Raw genomic sequence first — 23415 nt, 5'->3', positions numbered from 1 at the left:
GGGGTATGGTATGATCGAAATTTGTAAAGCAAATCCAGAACATGTGCAAGGGATAGCCAAGGTTTGTTCGGATGGTTACCGGGCTACATATGGTGTAACACATACACAAGAATATATTGAGAGAATCATCAAAGAGTTTTATAACACAGAAAGAATACGAAATGAAGTAGTAAACACAAGCAGGCATTGGGGAGGTTACTTTGTCGCAGTTGAAAATGGCGAAGTAATCGGTGCCGGCGGTGGAGGTATGATTAGCGATTCAGTAGGTGAAGTTTTTGTGTTGTATTTGGATCCTAACCGGCGTAATTGCGGGATTGGAACCAAACTGTTAGTTGCAATTACGAAACAACAGAAAGATGAATTTCATGCCAGAGAGCAGTGGGTTTCTATTCAAAAAGGGAATAACAAAGGTATTCCTTTTTATGAAGCAAGAGGATTTACTTTTCAACATGAACAACATGGGTACAGTAATGAAGAGGGTGAAAACTATTTATCTTTGAGGTATTGTCGTTCAATTTAATTGAAATAAAAACACTTGTCATGATTGTATTAAAGGGTTCCGTTATCGGGTGTTTCTTATTAAAAGACACAAGAAAAGGGGTATGAATTGGCATACGTCTTTTCTTTATTAATCAAGGGTTCTACGAAATTCCATACCTTTGACCTAGCAATTGACATCATTATTGTGATGGACAATTTTTATTATTATTAAAAATGAGGGCCAAAACTTCTGACAATTTCAGTACCGTTTTGAGTACCAATTATATTGATCTTTATAAGCTGGTCGATAACAAGCTGCTGATTCCGGCATTTAAAATTAAGAGGGTCCACGCTTAACGGTTGAGGGATCAGGTAAAGTACCTGAGCTGATAAATAGCCGGAGGAAATCCGCTTATTTAGTAATTCTTAGTATAAAAGGCTTAAATAGACGGAGAGATTCCGTCTATTGACTCGAAAAATTCGAAAATAGGAGATTTTGATTTGCATAACCGGAAAACCTCCCCTTATTTCCCCAAAAACGAGCTCTACTCTGCAACTAACCGGAAACCCTCCGCTTATTTTTCTGTTGCTGGTTACCCGATTAAGGACAAGACATCTAATTTAAAAGAGAGTGAGTTTTGCTTTGTTATATACGAATAACGCTGCCAATACTACAGTCATTTCTGCACATATTTTTAGAAGAGCACCTCAAAACCTAACCTTTCATGATTGCATGACAAGTGTTTTTTAATCGTTCGTAACCGCCGCTTCAGGAACAGTCTTTATTTTATTAATGAAATAATAATATTTATAAATTACAATCAATACGAGCAAAACCTTGACGATAAAGCTATCTAGTATGAAGAAGGGAATGGCAATCATCACATCGGCAAATAACAAGATTGCTAGTTTCTGTTTTAACGTCATCGACCTCTCTTTTACGAATGTCTCCAAATGACGTTTATAGAGTCTTGTCCCCTTAAACCAATGTTCAAACTTTTTTGACCCCTTTACAAAGCAGTAGGAAGCTAAAAGTAAAAATGGAGTTGTCGGTAGTACAGGTAGAATTATGCCTAAAACACCTAAACCGAGGGCAATGAATCCAATAATAATATATAGAAATTTAACAATTTTACTCAATTTGTTTGCCTCCTTCGGTAGGTTTTTTCTTTATTATAACATTAAAGAAAAAGGAAGTTTGGTGACAAATTAAGTACATAAAAACCGTTTCAACCACCATTATGTTAAAATACTGGTGTCTAGAAGATAGGAGTTGATCGTAAAAATGATTACTTTTTATAAGATTATTGTAGTTATTCATATTTTCTCAGCAATTTTAGGAATGGGACCAGGTTTTATCCTAACAACTGTTGTAAAATCCGGAAAAACAATGACAGAGTTAAGACATTCTTACGCTCTTAGACATAAGCTGCATATCTTTGTTATGGTTGGCGGGACACTTTTGCTCGTCACGGGATTACTAATGGGCTTAATGAATCCAAGTCTATTTCGGATGGGCTGGTATGTAGTAAGCCTGGTATTATTTTTAGTAGCACTTGCGAGTGGACCGATTTTATTATCACCAAGGTCCAAACCGGTAAAGGAATTGCTAGCATCTCATACGGGCGAGGAAATTCCAGAAGAATATTTCCGATTATCACGAATTCTGTTTCGTTATGAACACCTAGCAAACGTCATTTTCATCATTATCATTGCCTTGATGATTTTAAAACCATTTTAAATTTTAAAAGTTGGGTGTGAAGGACAGAACTTTGTCGTTAGAGAGGAGAAATGTCCTTCATCCCCTTGATGAAAGACATTTGACTTGATCACCCAGCCCGAAATGTCCTTCATCCCCTTGATGAAAGACAATTCACTTGTTCACCCGGCCCGAAATGTCCTTCATCCCCTTGATGAAAGACATTTGACTTGATCACTCGGCCCGAAATGTCCTTCATCCCCCTGATGAAAGACAATTCACTTGTTCACCCGGCCCGAAATGTCCTTCATCCCCTTGATGAAAGACAATTCACTTGTTCACCCGGCCCGAGATGTCCTTCAACCCCTTGATGAAAGACAATTGACTTGTTCACCCAGCCCGAAATGTCCTTCATCCCCCTGATGAAAGACAATTGACTTGTTCACCCGGCCCGAAATGTCCTTCATCCCCTTGATGAAGGACAATTCACTTGTTCACCCGGCCCGAAATGTCCTTCATCCCCCTGATGAAAGACAATTCACTTGTTCACCCGGCCCGAAATGTCCTTCATCCCCTTGATGAAAGACAATTCACTTGTTCACCCGGCCCGAAATATCCTTCAACCCCTTGATGAAAGACAATTGACTTGTTCACTCAGCCCGAAATGTCCTTCATTGGATAAATCCTCGGCAATTCTAATCAGAGTTCACCTACTTGAAAGTAATATCCCACAAGGACCACCATACACACTGTTTCTATCTTCCCAATCAGCTCAAAAATCAGAGTAGAGATAAGCTAATACAGTAGGAAGTCTTTTTTTAAACGATGTATAGTTATGCTCGCCATTTTCAATCATTTGAAAGTGGCTATCGACTATTTTGCTGTCTAAGATTTCATAGATACATAGAATCATTTCCATGAATTCATCATTAAGTTCTTTATCATTAGCGATTTCATTGGTACCAAAATCCATATAAAACTTCTCGACCCCTGATAAGTCGGAATTTCTTATGAATACTTCGAGTTCCTCTTGGTTCCGATAATATCCTGGAGAAATTGCTGCAACTCGCTTGAATATATGAGGATACCGGCAGACAGCATATGTAGAAATAAGGCCTCCTAACGAGATTCCGGCCATCGAAGTCTGATTCTTAAGCGTTCGGTATTTACTGTCTATCAGTGGCTTAAGTTCATTGACAATAAAGTCTAAGTATTGTTCACCTTTACCGCCGGAGGAGCTTGAGTGTCCGATTATTTTTTCTGCGGTGGCACCTGTTACCCAAGGGCAGTATTCATTATCGCGCTCTTCCCCTTCAGGGTTTAAATCGATCGCCACTACGATTATTTCTAGTCTGTTTTTATCTAAGTAATCCTTCAATCCTAAAGATACTCCTTTAATAGCACCTTCATCTTCAAAAACATTTTGTCCATCATGCATATAAAGTACTGGGTAGCGTTTGTCGGATTCTGTATAATTTACAGGCAGATATACTCTTATCATTCTTTCTTGTTCAAAGGATGACATAAAAACATTAAATTTTTCTAGCATTTTTTCACCTACTAATCTCTAGTTTCTATCTCACTAATTTACCATATTTTGTCTGAATGTTAAATCAAAAACAGGCCGGTGAGAATTGCTTGTCTCACCAGCCTGTGGGAATATTACTTATTCCCTTGTCGAATCAATTAGATCCACGAGAATGGTCGTCTTCTGTCATCATGTCTGTCATCATGTCTGTGCTCATTTCTGTTATTTTCGCCTTCAATTCTTACTCTTTCAGTGCGGATAATAACTTCTTCTGCATCAATAAAGACTCTTCTGACTCTTCTGCGATCTTCTTCTTCGTGTCTTCTTTCATTACTCATTCCATATCCCCCCTTTCACTCTTATACAATAAAATATGCTTGTACCAAAATAAGTGATTGGACAATTACACAAATTTGTATCAAATTAATATTTCACCTGCCAAGGAGATTTGATCTATTATGTTGAATTAAGTTAAAAATAGAACAAACAGTTTGGAGGGGATTAAGCTATGGATATAATTGAAAAGGCACTGCAAACAGCAAGTAAAAGTCATGAAGGTCAATATCGGAAGAACACTGATATTCCGTATATTACGCATCCTGTTGCTGTGGGGATGATGTTATTAGAAGCAGGATACAGCGAGGAAATCGTTGCGGCAGGAATTCTTCATGATACGGTTGAGGATACGCCGCTTACACTTGAAGATATAAAAAAGGATTTTGGAGCTAACATAGCCAAAATGGTTGAAGGTAGTTCTGAACCTGATAAATCACTTCCATGGAAGGATAGGAAGGAGCATACGATTGAATTTTTAAAAACAGCTTCAGAAGAAATTCGTGCTGTTGTCTGTGCCGATAAACTACACAACATCCGTTCTATCATTCGCGATTATGAAAAAATTGGTGAGGAAGTTTGGACGAGATTTAATGCCGGGAAAGAACAGCAAAAGTGGTATTACACCAATGTAGTAGATAGTTTGGGAACCCAATCCACTTTTGATTTACTAACAGAGTTACAAGATGAAGTCGATAGACTTTTTTGGGAGCTGGCTTAGGATGCTGGATTATAAAGTGCATACATATGATGATAAAGATCATTTTACTGGTTTTTGCAGCCCAGAAACGATGAGAGTAATTAATAAAATATTTAAGCTATAGTAGTTTTTTTATGTACGAGCTGTCTCCGTTTTCCAACATCTTCATATTTTATATAAAGGAGATGAGAAAATATGAGATGTCGAAAAAGTCGTCCTTCTTTCTGTATTTTTCCAGGATACAAATGGTGTGGACCTGGGTGCAGCGGACCTGGGGCCCCGATAAATGATGTGGATTCCTGTTGTAATAAACATGATATATGTCTTAAACGTGGCAACTCACCTTGTTACTGTGATAAGCGATTTATGGAATGCCTTTACTCCAAGATAAATCCGCGAACTCAAAAAGGCAGGCACGCAAATATCATGTATAAATTCATGAAAGTCAAAACAATGTTTACCTGTAGTCATCAAAAACGCTATTAGAAAGAACACGTTGAGTTATCCACTTCTTTTTAAACAAGCAGTTTTTTCTAAATTACAAATCCACTTATAAAAGCCTAACAATATAAGGAGAAGGAGAGGATCGAGTATTGCCGCATGCAACAGCTTCCACCAGCCATAATGAAAATATCCCAATGGATCAGGAAGAAGACCAAGGAAGGAACCAAGTTAGTTTTATTAAGTAAAGGGTTCGTGCGACTCGCACCAGCCTTTTTTTAGATTCTTCTGGAGAATAAAAAAGAGCCTGGTACCCGTGTACCAAGCTAAATTATGGGAAGTTTTTAAGAAATAAGGTTCCTAAAACCTAAGTCTTAAATAAGTTACCTTTATCATAAGATAAACATTTGTAGAAGTTGTAGAGAAGTTGTGTGGAAGTTATGAAGATGACGAGCTCTATAAAAATAGACAAAAAAAGGATCGGTACGCGAAGTACCGATCAAATTATGGGAAGTTTTTAAGAAATAAGGTTCCAAAAACCTAAGTCTCAAATAAGTTATCTTTATCATAAGATAAACATTTGTAGAAGTTATAGAGAAGTTATGTGGAATTTATGAAGATGAATTTTTCTTTCTAAGAGTGAAAATGGATAAAAAATCCAATAATAAATCTGTCAGATTTAATTTATTATTAGGAGATGATTTTTTGAACAAATATTTTTTCAGATACATACTTGTGTTTCTTACATTTGTATTAATCTTCCCAGCTTTCACAAATGCGGAGGAGAACAAACAGGCAGTCCACCAAACGCAGCAAATAAGCCAAAAAGCAGCTCAATTTAAGGCAGACATGAGGGTGCTATGGATGGAGCATTCATTATGGACTGATAAGTATATAGTTAGTACCTTAGCCGGACTGGAAGATCAAGAAAAGGTATTGGCTAGATTATTGAGAAACCAGGATGATACAGGAAATGCGATTAAGCCCTATTATGGGGAGGTTGCAGGCAACAAGCTAGGTCAGCTGTTAAGGGAACATATCCTTCTTGCTGGAAAAGTGGTAGCTGCAGCCAAAAGTGGAAATCAGGCCGATTTAAAAAAATACAATGCAGAGTGGTTTAAAAACGCAGATGATATTACCAATTTTTTAACTGCTGCAAATCCACATTACAATAAAAAAGAATTAAATGAAATGATGTACACGCATTTAAAATTAGTCACAGAAATAGCGGTTGCAAGGCTTAAAAAGGATTGGGATGCGGATATTGCAGCTTTTGATAAAAATGAGGCACATTTACTGCATATGGCAGATTTCCTTTCAAACGGAATCATCAAGCAGTTCCCTAATAAGTTTTAACAAAGGCTGTTTTTGTAACAATTGTTGTTAAAATCTTAAAGCCGATTTTAACGTGGCAATAGTTATTTTGCTCCTTGGAATTTAGTTTGCAAGCTCTTTTCTTATTAAAATTTTGATATAAAAAAACATCAAGGTTTAAGAAAAGAGCCCTAAAAAATGGAGCCCAACTTAGTGGTTGGGCTCCATTTTTATTAATGTGGTAAAAATGCAAGTTGATAAAAGAACAATACCGCGAATACATAGAGAAGCGGGTGTACGTCACGCCATTTTCCTTTTACAATTTTTAAAATCGGATAGCTGATGAAACCCAGTGCAATTCCGGTAGCAATGCTAGAGGTTAACGGCATACTCAAAATAACAAGGAATGCGGGAAAGGCTTCATCCAATTCGTCCCATTTAATTTTCGCAATGCTCCCCATCATCATGCTGCCTACAATAATAAGGGCAGGAGCGGTAATCGCAGAAATCCCTGACACAGCACTGACCAAAGGTCCGAAAAATGCTGAAAGAATAAACAAGGCAGCCACTGTAAGGGAAGTTAATCCTGTACGGCCTCCCGCTGCAACTCCTGATGTGGATTCAATATAGGCAGTTGTTGGACTTGTACCAAACATAGCACCGATTGAGGTTGCAACAGAGTCGGAAAGCAAGGCTTGACGTGCACGCGGCAATTTGCCGTTTTTCATTAAGCTAGCCTGATTAGCAACGCCAATCATTGTACCAGTGGTATCAAAAATTGTTACTAATATGAATGAAAACACAACAGCATAAAGACTGTGCTGAATGACGTCTGTCAACGCTGTAATTGGGTTGTCTATTATTAATCCATCAGGTAGAGAAGGAAGCGAAATAAAGCCTTGATCAAACGAAAGTTGGTTGGTAAAAAAGGCAATGAGTCCGGTAATAATCATTCCCAAAAATAAAGCTCCATTTACGCGAAGTACCATTAAGATTAGTGTGACAGCAAGCCCAACAATCGCTAACAGGGCGGAAGGCGATTGAAGATCACCTAGACCAACAAGATTAGAAGGATGAGCAGTAATAATCCCAGTCATCCGCATTCCAATAAAAGCAATAAATAAGCCAATCCCTGCAGAAATTCCATGCTTCAGGTTATCTGGAATTGCATCTATTAATTTTTCTCTAAAGGGTGTTAAAGACAAGATGACGAATATGATTCCGGCAATAAACACAGCGGCAAAGGCTGTCTCATAGTTAATATTTTGATGACCACCGACAACAGAATAAGCAAAGTAAGCATTAAGACCCATTCCTGGTGCAATAGCGATGGGATAATTAGCAAATAAAGCCATCCAAAGTGTCCCGACAACGGCAGATATGATCGTTGCCGTGAAGACTTGTTCAAATGGTACTCCTGCATCAGCGAGGATCACCGGGTTTACCACAACTATATAAACCATTGTAAAAAAAGTTGTTATCCCAGCGAGTAATTCTGTTTTTGTATTGGTTTGATTTTCTTTAAGCTTAAACATTAGGGTTCCTCCAAAACACGAACGTTATTTTTGCAACCTTATTATAATATTCGTTTTCTGAGGTTATTTCAAGTTTTTTTGTAAAAATACTGAATTTGTATGCCGATTTTTATGGTCTGGTTACGATTATTGACTGTTTCTAAAATTTCAAGTCCAAACCTTCATTCAGGATTTCATTTTTAAAAAAATCTTTTTAAAATATAACCTTTTTTATTTGTTGTTTACGTTAGCTTTGCCCTATAATAGGAGTATAGATGTTCACAAAATAGACAAATTTATACCTTGGAAATAATGGAAATAGAATAAACATAATGGACAGAATTGGGAGGGGAACCAAAATGATTAGAATGGCTGTTGCTGGGGTTTTGGGTTTTATTCTAATTTTTATAGAATCGATGATTGTCATGAAAATTAAAGGGTACCATGGAATTGAATTTGGAGGTTTAGCACCTTTTATTAACGTATGGGCTATGAATTTCTTTTTTGTATTTGCTATCCTAACTCAAATTACAAATTGGTATCAAGATCGAGTCGGTTTTGAACACGGTGAAGAAGATATCTATTAAAATAAAAATGCCTCAATCACACTGTGACTGAGGCATTTCTATTTTAAAAGGTATAAGTTTTTAAACTTAGATTACTGTCTAGCTCCAGCGCCCTAGCGGCTAGTGTCCTTCGCTCTCCGCACTTCGATAAGTCAACATCGAATCGCCTCCGGCTCTTCGTGTTTCCTTTATCTTGATTGGAGCGCTCCAGGCCATACGCCGCTGACCAGGGCGCTTGCGCTTTTCTTTTTACGCATGTTGTTTTGCTGGTTCTTTACCTTTGAGAACTGTTTTACGGATGAATGGAACCACCCAGCGGTCAAGACCAATGCGGCCTGCGTTGTAACCTGCTGCTAATATGATAAAGCCTAAGAAAAGGTCAGTTGGAATATGTGAAACTGTTCCTGCTAAGAAGAAAGAGAAGTTCATCACTAAACCAAAGAACGCGGCAGCTGTTGTTAAACATCCTAACATAAGTCCTAAACCAACTAATGTTTCGCCCCAAGGAACAATAAAGTTGAAGATATCCACGTTTGGTATCGCAAAGCTTTCTAGAAATTTCACATACCAAGCGTAAACCACAGAGCCATCTGGCCCTTTAACTGGATTTGCCACAGCATTTCCTAAGAAACCAGAAGCATTAAAAGCACCACTTTGTATTTTTCCTAGTCCTGCAGTAAACCAAGCATAACCAAGATATAAACGTAAGATTGTCAAAATACCTGCTACGATTTTATTTTCTCTTAATAAGTTCATAAACATTTTGAAGCATCTCCTCGTTAATAAGTTTTATATAATTGCTACATTGCTAATATAACAAATCAATCTTGAATTGAGTGTAAATTGTTCACTATTTCACATGTTTGTAAAAAAGTTTTGAACAAAAGGTGAACAACAAAAAAAGTGGGTTTATTTTTTATCTAGGACTTAATCAGAGGAATAAGTATTAGGTTTATGAAACTGTTAATTGGGACCTGAAATTTAAGTATTTTTTACTTGATAAAACTACTATTATTAGTTAAAATAAAACTAATGATAGTAGTTAAAAGAGGGGTGGTAAAAGTGAGATTAATTAAGAATGGGTTTTTATTTCAGGTTACCTTTATGGCTAGTGTGTTCCCGGTGAATTGTTATTTGGTTGAAGAAGAAGAAGGGTTAACTTTGATTGATGCAGCTCTACCATATAGTATGACGGGGATATTTAAGGCAGCAAAGAGTATTGGGAAACCAATTACTAAAATTGTTTTGACTCACGCTCATGAGGATCATGTCGGTGCCCTTGATAAGATAAAAGAGGCTCTTCCGGATGTACCCGTGTATATATCAGTACGAGATAACAGAATCATGCAAGGGGACACTTCACTTGACGTGCATGAGCACCAAACCCCGATTAAAGGCGGGGTACCTAAAAAGATGAAAACGAGAGCGAATGTCCTTTTGAAAGAGGGAGATCTAGTCGGATCACTAGCAGCAATTGAAACTCCTGGTCATACACCAGGATCAATGTCCTTTTTTGATATTCGCACTCATGCTTTAATTGCTGGGGATACGTTTCAGACAAGAGGTGGGATTGCCGTGGCAGGAGACGTAAAGCCATGGTTTCCATTTCCGGCTTTTGGTACATGGAGTAAACAAACAGCGGTTGTCAGTGCTAAGAAAATCGTTGGCTATCAACCTCGTCTCCTGGCTGTTGGACATGGGGAAATGTTGGGAAATCCTATTGGGGCAATGGAAGAGGCAATTCGAAATTTAGAGCAGAAATTAAAATAGAGGAGTTTTTATTAGATGTCACCAAGACCTAAAGTAGGACTTGAAATAAATGAGATTCTTGAAGCAGCTGGTGAGATTGCCGATGTCCATGGAATGCGCGAGGTAACGCTAGCAAACCTTGCAAAAAGACTGAATATCCGGCCGCCTTCCTTATATAACCATTTTGAGGGGTTAGGTGGGTTAAGGAAGAAAATGGCGATATATGGGATTGATTTGCTTTATCAGGAAATGGCTTATGAGGCTATCGGAGTTTCGGGAGAAGCGGCTGTATTAGCGATTAGTAAAGCTTATGTAGAATTTGCTCGGAAACATCCAGGTTTGTATGAAGCGACCTTATTGGCACCAGATATGGAAGATGAGGACGTGCAGCAAGCAGGGGCAAAAATTGTAGAACTTTCCGTACGTGTTTTACAAGCATTTGATTTGCAAGGAGAGCGAGCCCTGCATGCGGTAAGAGGAATCCGCAGCATTTTACATGGCTTTTCCTCTTTGGAGCAGAGCGGAGGCTTTAAAATGGCATTGGATTTGGATGAGAGTCTAGAGATTATTATCAAAGCGTTTATTAAAGGGATGCGTGATGGCTAGTTTTTTGTTGGATTTTTGGTAAGGGACTTCCCATTTGGCAAGTCTCTTTTTTTGATTAGATGGTATAATGTTAGTATTATCTCGATCAAAGGAATGAAATATATGCGGAAACTTGAGAAATTAGGTTTAGTAGTGGACGTTGAAACAACAGGGTTAGGACCGACTACCGATGAAGTGATCGAACTTGCGCTGAAATTGTTTTCTTACCGGACAGATACCGGTGAAATCCAAGAAATTATTGAAGAAGATTCTTTTTTGAGAGAACCCCTTACCAGTTCAGCCAGAAGAAATTATGAGCGGGCCTACCAAATCCACGGTATTCCCTATGAATTAGTTGAAGGGAAGAGTTTCACTGATATAAAGATCAAGACCTACTTTCATCGAGCGGATTCGGTTTTTGCCCATAACGCCTCCTTTGACAGAAGCTTTCTTTACCATATGTACCCAGAAGTTAATGATCTCAAGTGGTATTGTACAATGCGCGGGGTCAAATGGAAAAACTATGGCTTTCCTAATGGTAAACTACTAACACTTTTACAAGCTCATCAAATTACAAACCACCAAACACATAGAGCACTTGACGATATTACATACCTATTGGACCTGCTCAAAAAAACAAGCCCAAATGGAAACCTCTATCTTCAAGAAGTACTTGAAAATGGTCCCATGAGAAAATACCAGCCAGCTGCTACACGAACAAGATTGGGATAAAGTACAAAAAACCGCTGAATTCAGCGGTTTTTTACTTTACTTGAAGTAGGTTTTCTAAGACACTGTCCACCTGGGGTGGACAGTGTCCACGAGCGGTGACAGGCACCGTATTATAAATACCTGTCTTTGACGATTTTGCAGTGGTGGATTTGGTGGCCTGCGATGATATAGGCGATGGCTCTTGTGGTGATTTCTGTACCATTTGCGTTTCCTTTGTTTGTCCATGCTTCGGCAGGGAGGTTTTGGATTAGGGTGATGGTGGCGTTACGTGCTGCTTTAAAGTCTTCTATTATCGCTTCAATCGGCAGGTTGTTTGTTTCTGCAGCCTGGACATAGTCGTTCTCGTTAAATCCTGCAAGAGGTGTTTGATCATCGCGTCCAACCCGTAATAGCCGATAACACATGATTCTCTCGGTATCGGTAATATGTCCTAGAAGCTCTTTCACACTCCATTTCCCTGGAGCATAACGATAGTGAGCTTTCTCCTCGGAAATACCTGCAAAAAGATTTACAACCTCATTAAGATTCTCCCTTAAAAGTTGTACGAGATTACCTTTTGGGACTAGGTTAATATATGGCTTATAATATACAGGGTATTCATTTTCTGCTGGGTGATGAAGCATAAATTACTCTCCTCTCAAAATAAACTTGGTAACATTTTCTCTTGTTAATTTATCCTATCACAATAATCATGCTGGTAAAATGGTTAATCAAATGCAGGGATTGTTTAAAGATGGAAAATTCTTAAAATGTCGAAAAAAAATTTTAATAACGCTTACAAAAAATTGTTGACGAAAAATGTCGGCGGTGATATTCTATGTTTACAGTTAATTTGTAAGTTCATTAAACAAACTAACTGGTTAATAAATCCAATCGCGAGTGATAAAGATTAATTATTATTTTGGTACCCAGCTTCACAAAATAGCGTCACAACGTTTTTGCAATTATTTAAGGGCTTACATTTCTTATTTTAGATTGATTTTATGGGAGGGTTAACAATGGCACAAGCATTACAAAAGAAAGTAGATTCCCCACAGACAGTAGGAAAAGAAGTTCGTCCATTTGGGATGAAAGATAAGTTAGGTTATTTGTTTGGTGATTTTGGAAACGATTTCTTCTTTATTCTAGTAGCAGCATTTTTGATGGTATTCTATACAGATGTCTTCCATATCAATCCAGCTCAAGTAGGTCTATTATTTATGATCGCCCGCCTTTGGGATGCTTTTGCTGACGTAACATGGGGTCGTTTCATTGATACTAGAAAGGCAACGGCTCAAGGGAAATTTAGACCATGGATTTTTAGAATGTCTTTCCCGCTAGTTATCTCTGGTATCTTGATGTTCGTGACAATACCTGGCATGTCTGATGGATTTTACCTTGCTTATGCCTATATAACGTATATTATTTGGGGAACATTATATTCTACTGTTAATATTCCTTATGGCTCAATGGCTTCTGTTATCACGGCTAATCCAGTTGAACGTACCGCATTATCAAGCTGGAGAACATTAGGTGCTAACCTAGCTGGCTTAATTATCAACGTAGTTGGTCCAATGATTTTGTTTGTTAACAATAGACCAGATGCAAATCGCTTCTTAATCGCTGCATTACTTTTCGGCGGGCTAGCAATCGTTTGTTACATGGCTTGTTATAAATTATCTGTCGAACGTATTACTATGGATGAAACAGCTAAACCAAAGGTGAACATAGGTACAACGCTGAAGGGTCTTGTTAAAAACAAACCATTAATGGTGTTCCTTGTAGCTGCATTAACCTTCATGATTGTCTTTATGTTAATTGGAACAGTAAACGTATTTCTATTTAAGGATTATTTTGGAAATGCCAAAGCGTTAAGTATGGTTGGTTTACTTCAATCAGTAGCGGTATTTGTGGCTATGCCATTCATTCAACCATTAGTTAAGAAATTTGGTAAAAAAGAAGTGGCATCAGGCGGCTTATTATTAGCGACTGTAGTTTACACGGCTCTATATTGCCTTCCAAATTTATCATCAATGCAATTTATCGGTATTTTAACAGTAGCCATGGTTGGTTATGGTGTTTTCAACCTTGTTGTTTGGGCATTTGTTACTGATGTAATCGATTACCATGAGTATTTAACTGGTTTACGTGAAGATGGTACCGTTTACTCCATTTACTCAATGGCTCGTAAAATCGGACAAGCTGTTGCTGGTGGTGTTGGTGGTGCGGTTATCGCAGCAGTAGGTTACAAAGCAGGTGCAGAAGCACAATCAGCGGAAACGTTACAAGGAATTCATACCCTTGGTACTTTAGTACCCGCAGTTGTACTTGGCACAGTGTTCTTAATCCTTGTATTCCTATATCCATTAAACAAAAAGCGTACTACACAACTTGCAATTGATCTTGCAGAAAAAAGAAAAGCATAAAATCATAAATAAAAAAGGTTGTTAAGCTCCGGCCTAACAACCTTTTTTGCGATAACTCTTCGATGTAAAATAGAAAACGATTGCAAGTTTATCTGCTCTCAATGGGCAAATTTAACATCGAAACATTTAAGAAATGTTTGATGGCAAGTGCACAGGCACCTAGGATGGATGACTTTTTACCAAGGGAAGAGAGTGATAATTCCCGATAATGACTAATCGAGGAATTTAAGTTTTCTTTAATTTTATCAAGCGCACCTGGATACATATGGAGCAGCTTACTATCAAGGACAAGCACATCAGGGTTATACATATTAATCATATTGTTTAACCCAATTGCTAGATAGTAGATAAATTGTTCCATTAGTTGGTGAACTTCTTCATCGCCTTCATCCAGCCACGATTGAATATGTTCATATGTAAGGTTTTTAATTTGTCTTTTCTCAGATAAATAAAGAAAAATACTTGATTCCGAAGAGTATTTTTCCCAACAGCCTTTGTTTCCACAATTACATGGCTTCCCCTCAGGAACAACAATCATATGTCCAATCTCTCCAGCATAACCACTATGTCCACGAAAAAAATCATTTTTCATCATCATACCCAAACCGATACCAGAATAAAGGGTGGCACATAATAAGTTATCTGTCTCATGATAGGAAAAGACCCTCTCTGCAAAGGAGCTTAAATTCGCATTATTTTCTATATATATATCTAATTCAATTTCTTTTTCAATATCATTTTTCAAATTAATACCATTCCAACCTAAACGAGGTACAAAGTGAATCATTTCATCCTTCGAAACAAGGCCATGGATAGCTATCACTACTCCAACAATTCCATAGCGGGTATCCGTGTATTCTGCCTGGTATTTTTTTATTTGTTCTATTAATATAGCGAGAATTTCTGAATATTCATTTGTGTCTATTTCAATCGTACAACTTGTGATGGGACAACCTAATAGATTTGAAAGTGTGAAATTGATTTGTCCATAATCAAGGTCAATCCCTAATGCATATCCTGCATCTTTATTTAAAGAAAGCATAATTGGTTTTCTGCCAACTGTATAGTGATCCAGCTGAGTCTCAACAATCAACTCTTCTTCCAAGAGCACGGCTGCCTGTGCCGATACTGTTGCTCTTGTCAATTCAGTTACTTTTGATATGTCTGCTCTGGAAATCATCCCAGACTTGACAATTTCTCTTAATATGATGGCACGATTAATACTTTTGATATAAGATGAGTCACCAGTAATCATTCAAATCCTCCATTCAGAACCAATGCTAGATGTATAATCCTATACTAACAGGTAATAAAAGCATGTTCGTAATTGTTTTATTTTTTTCATAAACTGCTAATTGACGAAACATATTAAACATGATAAGTTAATGATGTAATTAATTTGTTTAATAAACAAATTAATATAATGTTTATTTATTTTTTGCTTTTTGGGCAATTGAAAGGGTTTACAGGTATATTATATCATTTTAGGAGGATATTGAATGAAAACATTCTTAGATGACCAATTTTTATTAAATTCGGACACCGCTGTTCATCTTTACAATCATGCCATCAAAGGCTTACCAATTTTTGATTTCCATTGTCACCTAAACCCACAAGAGGTTTGGGAGAACAAATCCTATAATAGTATTACCGAAATCTGGCTAGGTGGAGACCATTACAAATGGCGTACGATGAGGATGCATGGTATCGGTGAGCGCTTTATAACAGGCGATGCGTCAGATTGGGAAAAATTCGCTGCATGGGCAGAAACGGTTCCCCATTTAATTGGAAATCCACTTTATCATTGGACACATTTAGAACTAAAAATGTATTTCGGGATCGATAAAGTACTTAGCCCTGAAACGGCCCGTGAAATCTTTGATGAATGTAATCAGAAGCTGCAACAACCTGAATACAGATCAAGAGCATTTATTGAAAAATCAAATGTAAAATTTATTGGAACGACAGATGATCCTATTTCTACTTTAGAGTTCCATCAATTACTAAAAAATGATGAAACATTCCAAACCATCATTGCGCCAACCTTCCGTCCAGATGGGGCACTATTCATTGAACGTCCTGGTTATCGAGAATGGACAGAAAAACTTGAACAAGTTTCTGGAGTAAAAACAGATTCTTTAGATGGATACTTAGCAGCTCTTAAGCAGCGGGTAGATTTCTTCCATGAAAATGGTGGACGCGCTTCGGACCATGATATTCCAAAAATCGAATACGTTGAAACCTCAAAAGAAGAAATAGCAGCGTTATATGCGAAACGTTTAAGCGGAGAAGAGCTTACAAATGATGAAGTGGCTGCTTATAAGTGGTTCTTATTAACAGAGCTTGGCAAAATGTATGCAGAAAAACAATGGGTCATGCAGCTTCATATGGGCGCCCTTCGAAGCACGAATACGAAAATGAAAAACTTACTTGGTCCTGATACTGGCTTTGACTCAGTAGGTGAATCTAATTTCGCCGAAGGGATAGCGCGTTTCTTAGATGGATTAGATCAACAGGATGCTTTGCCGAGAACGATTTTGTTTAACCTAAATCAAAAGGATAATGTTGTTCTCGCTGGAATGATGGCAAACTTCTATGAGGAAGGTGTTCCAGGAAAAGTTCAATTAGGTTCTGGCTGGTGGTTCCTTGACCATATCGATGGGATGGAAAGACAAATGAAGGATTTTGCAAATGTGGGATTATTAAGCCACTTCATTGGTATGTTGACGGATTCACGAAGCTTCTTATCTTATGCTCGTCATGACTATTTCCGTCGTATCCTTTGTAACCTTTTAGGTGAATGGGTGGAAAAAGGGCAGGCACCTAATGACATGGTGTTTATGGAACAAATGGTTAGAAATATTGGTTATTACAATGCAGAAAAGTACTTTTTGCAGAGATAGAAGTAAAAAAAGGAGGGGTTTCCAATAGCCCCAATCCTTTTTACATATAAAATTCTTTTAAAAAGAGCAAGATAACGTAGAAGCAAACTAGCACTAGTGCGTAGTAGACTAAATTTTACGTAACCGTTAATGGTAGACTTCAACTAAATTTTATGGTTATGTTAAAGGGCTGTCTCAAATACGAAATATTCTTGTTAAACTAATAAAGGAGAGAAAAAAATGACGAAACAACAAATTGGTGTAGTCGGTTTAGCTGTAATGGGGAAGAACCTTGCCTTAAATATTGAAAGCAGAGGTTATTCTGTAGCAGTTTTCAATCGTTCATATGAAAAGACCGAAGAATTTTTAAAGAACGAAGCAGAAGGAAAAAACTTTGTTGGTTCTAAAACAGTAGAAGAATTCGTTCATTCTTTAGAAAAGCCTCGCAAAATTTTATTAATGGTTAAAGCAGGTACTGCAACAGATGCAACGATCGATTCTTTAAAGCCATTTCTTGAGGAAGGCGATATCCTAATCGATGGCGGAAATACTTTCTTCCAGGATACAATCAGACGTAATAAGGAACTAGAAACAGCAGGATTCCATTTCATCGGAACTGGCGTTTCAGGCGGAGAGGAAGGCGCGTTAAAAGGTCCTTCTATCATGCCTGGCGGTAAAAAAGAAGCTTATGAGCTTGTTCAGCCTATTCTTGAAGCCATCTCTGCAAAAGTAGAAGGCGACCCTTGCTGTACGTACATTGGTCCAAATGGTGCAGGTCACTATGTAAAAATGGTCCATAACGGAATTGAATATGGTGATATGCAATTAATTTGTGAGGCTTATTTTATTTTGAAAAATGTCCTTGGTCTAGATGCGAAAGAGCTTCATGAGGTTTTTGCTGAATGGAATAAAGGTGAACTAGACAGCTATTTAATTGAAATTACTGCAGATATCTTTACAAAAGTGGATGAAGAAACAGGTAAGCCAATGGTTGACCTAATCCTCGATACTGCTGGTCAAAAGGGTACAGGTAAGTGGACAAGCCAAAATGCTTTAGACTTAGGTGTTCCACTTCCAATTATCACAGAATCCGTATTTGCCCGCTTTATTTCTGCTTTGAAGGATGAGCGCGTTAAGGCAAGCAAGGTTCTTAATGGACCTGAAGTTAAGGCTTTTGATGGCAACAAAGAAGAACTAATTGAAGCTGTTCGTAAAGCTTTGTATATGAGCAAACTTGTTTCTTATGCACAAGGTTTTGCCCAAATGCGTGCTGCGTCAGAGGAATACGATTGGAATCTTCGTTACGGCGACATTGCGATGATTTTCCGCGGCGGTTGTATCATTCGTGCTCAATTCCTACAAAAAATTAAAGATGCGTATGATCGTGACCCAGAATTAAGGAACCTATTATTAGACCCATACTTTAAAGAAATCGTTGAAAACTATCAGCAGCCATTACGTCAAGTTCTTGCTGTAGCGATCGAGCGCGGTATTCCTGTACCGTCATTTGCAAGTGCTATTGCTTACTATGACAGCTATCGTACTGAAACACTTCCTGCTAATCTCCTGCAGGCACAACGTGACTACTTTGGAGCTCATACGTACCAAAGGATTGATAAAGAAGGAATTTTCCATACAAACTGGATGGAATAATCTGAATGGAGAACCCTGGCATTTATTTGCTGGGGTTTTTTGTGGATGAGAAAGTATTGGGATAATGACGAAGATTCTTTTACAAATAAAAAACCAATTCACTTTTATTTTTGTGAATTGGTCATTATTGGTTCAGCTATATCGTATGGGATGTACTTTCCGTTTTTCTCAATGCTGTTAATAATTGCTGCAAGTATCTTTTTCATTATAATTTCCTCCTCTTATTTGATACCTTTATTATCCAGCAAAGGAGAAATTTTCACAAAGCCGCTGAAAACGGAAACAAACTGCAAGAAAACGAGAACAATTAAGATGAAAGCGAATATCATACGCCTTTTTCTTAGTATTTCAACGTTTTTCTCGATTTTTCGCCTAATGTCACTTTTTTCCTAGTTTTAAAATAAAAATAGCCCTTATCATGGTAAGGGCTAAACGATGATTCAGCTATTTTAAGCTTCTCTTTGTCCTTCACTGTCCGTTAATCTAAGGTCCGAGATATCTAAAAAGTTTTTTATCGCAAGTGCACATGCCCCCATGCTGCAGGCCTTCTTTCCGAATTCAGAAATGAGAAGTTCGCTATAATGTCCGACTGTAGAGGTAATATGTGCTTTTATTTCTTTCAGTGCATTTGGGTATAAACGCAGTAATTCACTATTCAATACTAATATTTCCGGATTATAAAGGTTAATAATGTTATTAAGACCAATGGATAGGTGTTTAATATAGTGTTCCATCTGCATGCAAGTAAGAGGTTCGGCTTCAAGCAACCATTTTGAGATGTCACTGTACGTCAGCAGGGTGTTATTTTTTTTCGCAGATAAATGTGTAACAAAACTATATTCTGAAGCATATTGCTCCCAGCACCCTAAATTACCACAGCCGCATGGTTCGCCATCAGGGACTACAATCATATGACCAATCTCGCCTGCATATCCATGGTATCCCTTGAGCAGTTCGCCTTTTACCATAATCCCAAGCCCAATTCCAGAATACAAACTCACAGACAGCAGGTTCTCGCTTTGATGGTGTTTGTAGACACGTTCAGCTACTGAACACAGATTCGCATTATTTTCTACATAGATATTGATACCGGTACCATTTTGTAAATCCTCTTTTAAGTTTTTATTATGCCACTTATGATAGGGGACAAAATAGATCATTTCATCGTTATTTACAATCCCGTGAATGCCCACCACTGCTCCTACAAGACCGTAACGGGTGTTAGACGAACGTTCCTGATATATTTCTATTTGATTTATTAATAAATCGAGAATATCGGTGTAGTCGGATGTTTGGATTTCCATCACATCGATGCTAACTGGATGACCATTTAGATCAGATAAGGTAAAGGTTATATTTTTCTTGTCGAGGTCAATACCTAAAGCAAATCCTGCCTGATGGTTAAGAGAGAGCATGATGGGTCTTCTCCCCAGATTTTTATGCTCTTGCTGTGATTCAATAATTAATTCATCCGCTAATAATTCAGCTGCCTGTACAGAAATAGTTGCCTTATTTAATCCTGTAATTTTGGCTAAATCAGCTCGAGAGATCATGCCATGTTCAATAATCTTACTTATTATTAACGATTTATTTATCTTTTTTATAAAAGATGCATCTCCAGTAACCACATTGTACCTCCTTGTTTATTTTTAAAAAAATTGTTTTTCACGATAGATAATATTTGACGAAAATATTATCATAGTGATATTATACTATTAATTAGTTTGTTTGGTAAACAAATTAAAGTGTTTTGCGATAATAATTTTCATTACATAAGGAATTATGAAAGGGATTACAAGGGGACAATAGTTTGGAACTAGATTTGTTTCCATACATGGAATAAACTACCTTGTGGAACACTTAAAAGTATAAAAAGAAGTGAGGTAATGAAATGGGCATTCTTCAAGACTTGTTAAAAGATATTCCAGTACCAAAGATGGCAAAAGTGAAGGTGAAGTTTGATAATACGAAAATTGATGATTTAGAACCAGCATTGTTAGAAAAGTTACAGCAAGAACATATTAAATCAACAGTCAAACCTGGAATGGAAATTGCTGTTGCAGTTGGAAGTCGTGGCCTTGACCGTCTTGTTGAATTAACTGCCGTAACCGTTAAGTTCTTAAAGGATCTTGGAGCTAAACCGTTCATTGTACCGAGTATGGGAAGTCATGGCGGTGCGACTGCGGAAGGGCAACGAGAAGTACTGGCTCATCTTGGTGTGACAGAAGAAAGTGCCGGCTGTGAGATCCGCTCGTCGATGGAAGTGGTGAAACTCGGGGAATTACCAAACGGTCTACCTGTTTATGTCGATAAGTTTGCTTCAGAAGCAGATGGTATTGTGGTGATTAATCGTGTGAAGCCGCATACTGCATTCCGTGGGCCAGTAGAGAGCGGCATTATGAAAATGATTAGTATTGGTTTAGGTAAGCAACGAGGAGCAGAGGCCTGTCATCAACTGGGCTTTAAGTATATGGCAGAGAATGTTCCCGCAATGGCTAAAATGATTATGGAGAAAAAACCATTGCTATTTGGAGTGGCAACAATTGAAAATGCATTTGATAAAATTGCAGCCGTCGATGTCCTTTCTCCAGAAGAAATTATTGAAAAAGAAGCTGATCTGCAGACAAAAGCGAAAGAACTTTTACCAAAACTATTTTTTGAACAACTAGAAGTCCTAGTCATTGATCAAATCGGCAAGAATATCTCTGGTGATGGGATGGATCCGAATATAACTGGACGTTATCCTACTCCATATGCACATGGCGGACCAGATGTTAACAAAATGGTTGTTCTAGGTCTCACTCCACAAACGGAGGGAAATGCCAATGGCGTTGGAACGGCTGATTTTACGACTAATCGGTTAGTAGACAGAATGGACCTTGAAGTAACCTATGCTAACGGCCTGACCTCAACGGTTGTAGCACCAACCAAAATCGCTACAACATTACCGAATGATCGTGAAGCCATCCAAGCGGCGGTTAAAACAAGTAATATTTTGGACTTTACAAAAGTAAAAATGGTCCGGATTAAAAATACGCTAGAGCTAAGCGAGATTGAAGTATCAGAGGCCTTAGTCGAATATGTTAAACAACATCCAAATATGGAACTAATTTCAGATCTTTATGATTTACCGTTTGATGAGAACGGAAATTTATATTAAAAATAGGGAGAGTTGAACATGACAAATTTATTTGATTTAGCGGGAAAAACAGCGGTAGCAGTTGGGGGAAATGGAGTTTTAGGGTCAGCGATGGCAAAAGGCTTGGCTGCACATGGTGCCAAGGTTGCGATTGTTGGTCGTAATTTAGAAACAGCTGAAGCAGTCGTAAAAGAAATTAAGGAGAATGGTGGAGAAGCTAAGGCATTCCAAGCAGATGTTAGTTCTAAGGATTCTTTGGAACAGGCTGCAAATGAAATTGAACAATGGTCTGGCGGCTGGGATATCCTTTTGAATGCTCCTGGAACCAATAGCGCCACACCATTTTTTGACCTGGGTATGGATGAATACGATAAAATCATGGATATTAACTTAAAGGGCATCATTTTAACTTGTCAGATTTTTGCAAAGAAAATGATTGAACAGGATCGAAAAGGCAGTATCATAAATATTTCGTCTGTATCATCCACTACACCACTTTCAAGAGTATTTACTTACTCCGTATCAAAAGCAGGGCTCAACAGTGTAACACAATTTTTAGCGCGGGAATTTGCTCCTAACGGAATTCGTGTAAATGCAATTATCCCTGGATTCTTCCCTGCAGAACAAAATCGTAAAATTTTAGATAAAGAACGTATTGAATCTATTATGAGACATACGCCAATGAACCGCTTTGGGGAAGCGGAGGAGCTTCAAGGAGCTACTGTTTGGCTCGCTTCTGATAAAGCTTCTAGCTTTGTAACTGGCTCCCTTATTCGCGTAGATGGCGGATTTGGCAGCATGACAATTTAATTCTTGGACATATGAAAGTTGTCCATATAATATGTTAAATAGTGAATATAGATAGAAATGTTGTAAGGGAGATGAGACAATGCTTACAGACAAATATAATAAATTACAGTCTATTCTCCGTGAAATGGAAACAGTCGTTGTCGCATTCTCAGGCGGTGTGGATAGTACGTTTTTACTAAAGGCTGCAGTTGAAACATTAGGTACAGAACGAGTCCTTGCGGTCACTGCAGATTCAGAAACCTATCCATCTAGTGAACTTGAAGAAGCAAGAGTACTAGCTGAAAAAATCGGCGTCAGGCACCAAGTTATTGAGACATCTGAATTAGCGATTCCTGGATATGCCGAGAATAACAGAAACCGTTGTTACTTTTGTAAGAGTAGCTTATTCGATCATCTACTTCCGGTAATGGAAGAAAAGGGATTCCGAAATGTCGTTTATGGAGTCATTGCTGATGATATGAATGAACATCGACCAGGCATGCAAGCAGCTAAGGAAAAGGGAATTCGCGGTCCTCTTTTAGAGGCGAATTTATTTAAACAGGAAATCAGAGAGCTTTCCCAGCAGTTTGATTTACCAACATGGGATAAACCTTCCTTTGCTTGTTTATCTTCAAGGATTGCCTACGGTGAGTACATTACGAAAGAAAAGTTAACGAAGGTTGAAAAAGCGGAAAGCTTTTTAAAAAGCCTGCAAATCCGCCAAGTGCGTGTTCGAACCCATGATGAAATTGCTCGGATTGAGGTAGAACCAAACGACATGAAGACTGTTTTAGAAAATCATGATTTGATTGTTCGAAAGCTTCAAGAGTATGGATACAAATATATTACTTTAGATTTACTTGGATATCAGAGCGGAAGTATGAACAAGGTATTAACGTAATTACT

General features: G+C 37.9%; 23 protein-coding genes. 15 read left to right on the top strand and 8 right to left on the bottom strand.

The window, feature by feature from the left end:
• Window positions 1–10 precede the first annotated feature (10 nt).
• Entirely contained in the window at window positions 11–520 is a 510-nt protein-coding gene (locus tag BLR86_RS10065) for a GNAT family N-acetyltransferase (RefSeq protein ID WP_090760891.1), read from the top strand.
• Window positions 521–1227: 707 nt separating this feature from the next.
• Here the strand turns inward: BLR86_RS10065 and BLR86_RS10060 are convergent.
• Entirely contained in the window at window positions 1228–1620 is a 393-nt protein-coding gene (locus tag BLR86_RS10060) for a YbaN family protein (protein ID WP_090760890.1), read from the bottom strand.
• Window positions 1621–1765: 145 nt separating this feature from the next.
• Between BLR86_RS10060 and BLR86_RS10055 the strand changes: the two genes are divergently transcribed.
• A complete protein-coding gene (locus BLR86_RS10055; RefSeq protein WP_090760888.1) occupies window positions 1766–2221 on the top strand; it encodes a DUF2269 family protein in 456 nt (151 codons plus the stop codon).
• Window positions 2222–2951: 730 nt separating this feature from the next.
• Here BLR86_RS10055 and BLR86_RS10050 read toward each other — a convergent pair.
• Complete coding sequence (locus BLR86_RS10050) at window positions 2952–3728, bottom strand: alpha/beta hydrolase (RefSeq protein WP_090760886.1); 777 nt, start codon at window positions 3726–3728, stop codon at window positions 2952–2954.
• Between the two features lie 137 nt (window positions 3729–3865).
• Entirely contained in the window at window positions 3866–4045 is a 180-nt protein-coding gene (locus tag BLR86_RS10045; protein ID WP_090760884.1) for a hypothetical protein, read from the bottom strand.
• A 170-nt stretch (window positions 4046–4215) separates the two neighbouring features.
• On the opposite strand from BLR86_RS10045, the gene BLR86_RS10040 reads away from it, so the two are divergent.
• The 3 genes from BLR86_RS10040 (at window position 4216) to BLR86_RS10030 (ending at window position 6537) form a co-directional block, all read left to right on the top strand.
• Window positions 4216–4761 (top strand): HD domain-containing protein, encoded by a 546-nt coding sequence (locus BLR86_RS10040; RefSeq protein ID WP_090760882.1) that lies wholly within the window; start codon window positions 4216–4218, stop codon window positions 4759–4761.
• A 174-nt stretch (window positions 4762–4935) separates the two neighbouring features.
• On the top strand, window positions 4936–5226 hold the full coding sequence (locus BLR86_RS26630; RefSeq protein ID WP_090760880.1) for a phospholipase: 291 nt from the start codon (window positions 4936–4938) through the stop codon (window positions 5224–5226).
• Window positions 5227–5886: 660 nt separating this feature from the next.
• On the top strand, window positions 5887–6537 hold the full coding sequence (locus BLR86_RS10030) for a glycosyltransferase (RefSeq protein ID WP_139185589.1): 651 nt from the start codon (window positions 5887–5889) through the stop codon (window positions 6535–6537).
• A 191-nt stretch (window positions 6538–6728) separates the two neighbouring features.
• On the opposite strand, the gene BLR86_RS10025 is transcribed toward BLR86_RS10030, so the two are convergent.
• Window positions 6729–8030, bottom strand: coding sequence for an NCS2 family permease (locus BLR86_RS10025; RefSeq protein ID WP_090760875.1), 1302 nt, complete (start codon window positions 8028–8030; stop codon window positions 6729–6731).
• A 338-nt stretch (window positions 8031–8368) separates the two neighbouring features.
• Between BLR86_RS10025 and BLR86_RS10020 the strand changes: the two genes are divergently transcribed.
• Window positions 8369–8596 (top strand): hypothetical protein, encoded by a 228-nt coding sequence (locus tag BLR86_RS10020; RefSeq protein WP_090760873.1) that lies wholly within the window; start codon window positions 8369–8371, stop codon window positions 8594–8596.
• Between the two features lie 228 nt (window positions 8597–8824).
• Here the strand turns inward: BLR86_RS10020 and BLR86_RS10015 are convergent, their stop codons facing one another.
• Window positions 8825–9337 (bottom strand): DoxX family protein, encoded by a 513-nt coding sequence (locus tag BLR86_RS10015; RefSeq protein ID WP_090760871.1) that lies wholly within the window; start codon window positions 9335–9337, stop codon window positions 8825–8827.
• A gap of 300 nt (window positions 9338–9637) precedes the next feature.
• Between BLR86_RS10015 and BLR86_RS10010 the strand changes: the two genes are divergently transcribed.
• The 3 genes from BLR86_RS10010 to BLR86_RS10000 are packed head-to-tail and all read left to right on the top strand — an operon-like array spanning window position 9638 to window position 11641.
• Window positions 9638–10345 (top strand): MBL fold metallo-hydrolase, encoded by a 708-nt coding sequence (locus tag BLR86_RS10010; protein ID WP_090760869.1) that lies wholly within the window; start codon window positions 9638–9640, stop codon window positions 10343–10345.
• A gap of 15 nt (window positions 10346–10360) precedes the next feature.
• On the top strand, window positions 10361–10930 hold the full coding sequence (locus BLR86_RS10005) for a TetR/AcrR family transcriptional regulator (RefSeq protein WP_090760867.1): 570 nt from the start codon (window positions 10361–10363) through the stop codon (window positions 10928–10930).
• A 51-nt stretch (window positions 10931–10981) separates the two neighbouring features.
• Complete coding sequence (locus tag BLR86_RS10000) at window positions 10982–11641, top strand: exonuclease domain-containing protein (RefSeq protein ID WP_254782289.1); 660 nt, start codon at window positions 10982–10984, stop codon at window positions 11639–11641.
• A gap of 110 nt (window positions 11642–11751) precedes the next feature.
• On the opposite strand, the gene BLR86_RS09995 is transcribed toward BLR86_RS10000, so the two are convergent.
• Window positions 11752–12264: a DinB family protein gene (locus BLR86_RS09995; protein WP_090760863.1), complete on the bottom strand. Its 513-nt coding sequence runs from the start codon at window positions 12262–12264 to the stop codon at window positions 11752–11754.
• Window positions 12265–12639: 375 nt separating this feature from the next.
• On the opposite strand from BLR86_RS09995, the gene BLR86_RS09990 reads away from it, so the two are divergent.
• On the top strand, window positions 12640–14046 hold the full coding sequence (locus BLR86_RS09990; RefSeq protein ID WP_090760861.1) for an MFS transporter: 1407 nt from the start codon (window positions 12640–12642) through the stop codon (window positions 14044–14046).
• An 88-nt stretch (window positions 14047–14134) separates the two neighbouring features.
• On the opposite strand, the gene BLR86_RS09985 is transcribed toward BLR86_RS09990, so the two are convergent.
• Window positions 14135–15301 carry an ROK family transcriptional regulator gene (locus BLR86_RS09985; protein ID WP_090760859.1) on the bottom strand — a complete coding sequence of 389 codons (1167 nt, stop codon included), beginning with the start codon at window positions 15299–15301 and terminating at the stop codon, window positions 14135–14137.
• A gap of 244 nt (window positions 15302–15545) precedes the next feature.
• On the opposite strand from BLR86_RS09985, the gene uxaC reads away from it, so the two are divergent.
• On the top strand, window positions 15546–16949 hold the full coding sequence (uxaC, locus tag BLR86_RS09980) for a glucuronate isomerase (RefSeq protein ID WP_090760858.1): 1404 nt from the start codon (window positions 15546–15548) through the stop codon (window positions 16947–16949).
• Window positions 16950–17168: 219 nt separating this feature from the next.
• Entirely contained in the window at window positions 17169–18581 is a 1413-nt protein-coding gene (gene gndA / locus BLR86_RS09975; protein WP_090760857.1) for an NADP-dependent phosphogluconate dehydrogenase, read from the top strand.
• Between the two features lie 449 nt (window positions 18582–19030).
• On the opposite strand, the gene BLR86_RS09970 is transcribed toward gndA, so the two are convergent.
• Window positions 19031–20209 carry an ROK family transcriptional regulator gene (locus BLR86_RS09970; RefSeq protein ID WP_090760856.1) on the bottom strand — a complete coding sequence of 393 codons (1179 nt, stop codon included), beginning with the start codon at window positions 20207–20209 and terminating at the stop codon, window positions 19031–19033.
• Window positions 20210–20472: 263 nt separating this feature from the next.
• On the opposite strand from BLR86_RS09970, the gene BLR86_RS09965 reads away from it, so the two are divergent.
• From BLR86_RS09965 to larE, 3 genes are all read left to right on the top strand, one after another.
• Window positions 20473–21741: a nickel pincer cofactor-dependent isomerase, group 22 gene (locus tag BLR86_RS09965; RefSeq protein ID WP_090760855.1), complete on the top strand. Its 1269-nt coding sequence runs from the start codon at window positions 20473–20475 to the stop codon at window positions 21739–21741.
• Window positions 21742–21759: 18 nt separating this feature from the next.
• Window positions 21760–22530 (top strand): SDR family oxidoreductase, encoded by a 771-nt coding sequence (locus BLR86_RS09960; RefSeq protein WP_090760853.1) that lies wholly within the window; start codon window positions 21760–21762, stop codon window positions 22528–22530.
• 79 nt (window positions 22531–22609) lie between these two features.
• The gene (gene larE, locus BLR86_RS09955) at window positions 22610–23410 is read left to right on the top strand and encodes an ATP-dependent sacrificial sulfur transferase LarE (RefSeq protein ID WP_090760851.1); all 801 of its coding nucleotides are present in this window, start codon (window positions 22610–22612) and stop codon (window positions 23408–23410) included.
• Window positions 23411–23415: the final 5 nt, after the last annotated feature.

Origin of the sequence: Bacillus sp. OK048, from assembly GCF_900103525.1 — a bacterium.
In the GTDB taxonomy this organism is placed as follows: Bacteria; Bacillota; Bacilli; order Bacillales; family Cytobacillaceae; genus Neobacillus.
This window is presented reverse-complemented; position numbering and strand designations above follow the sequence as displayed.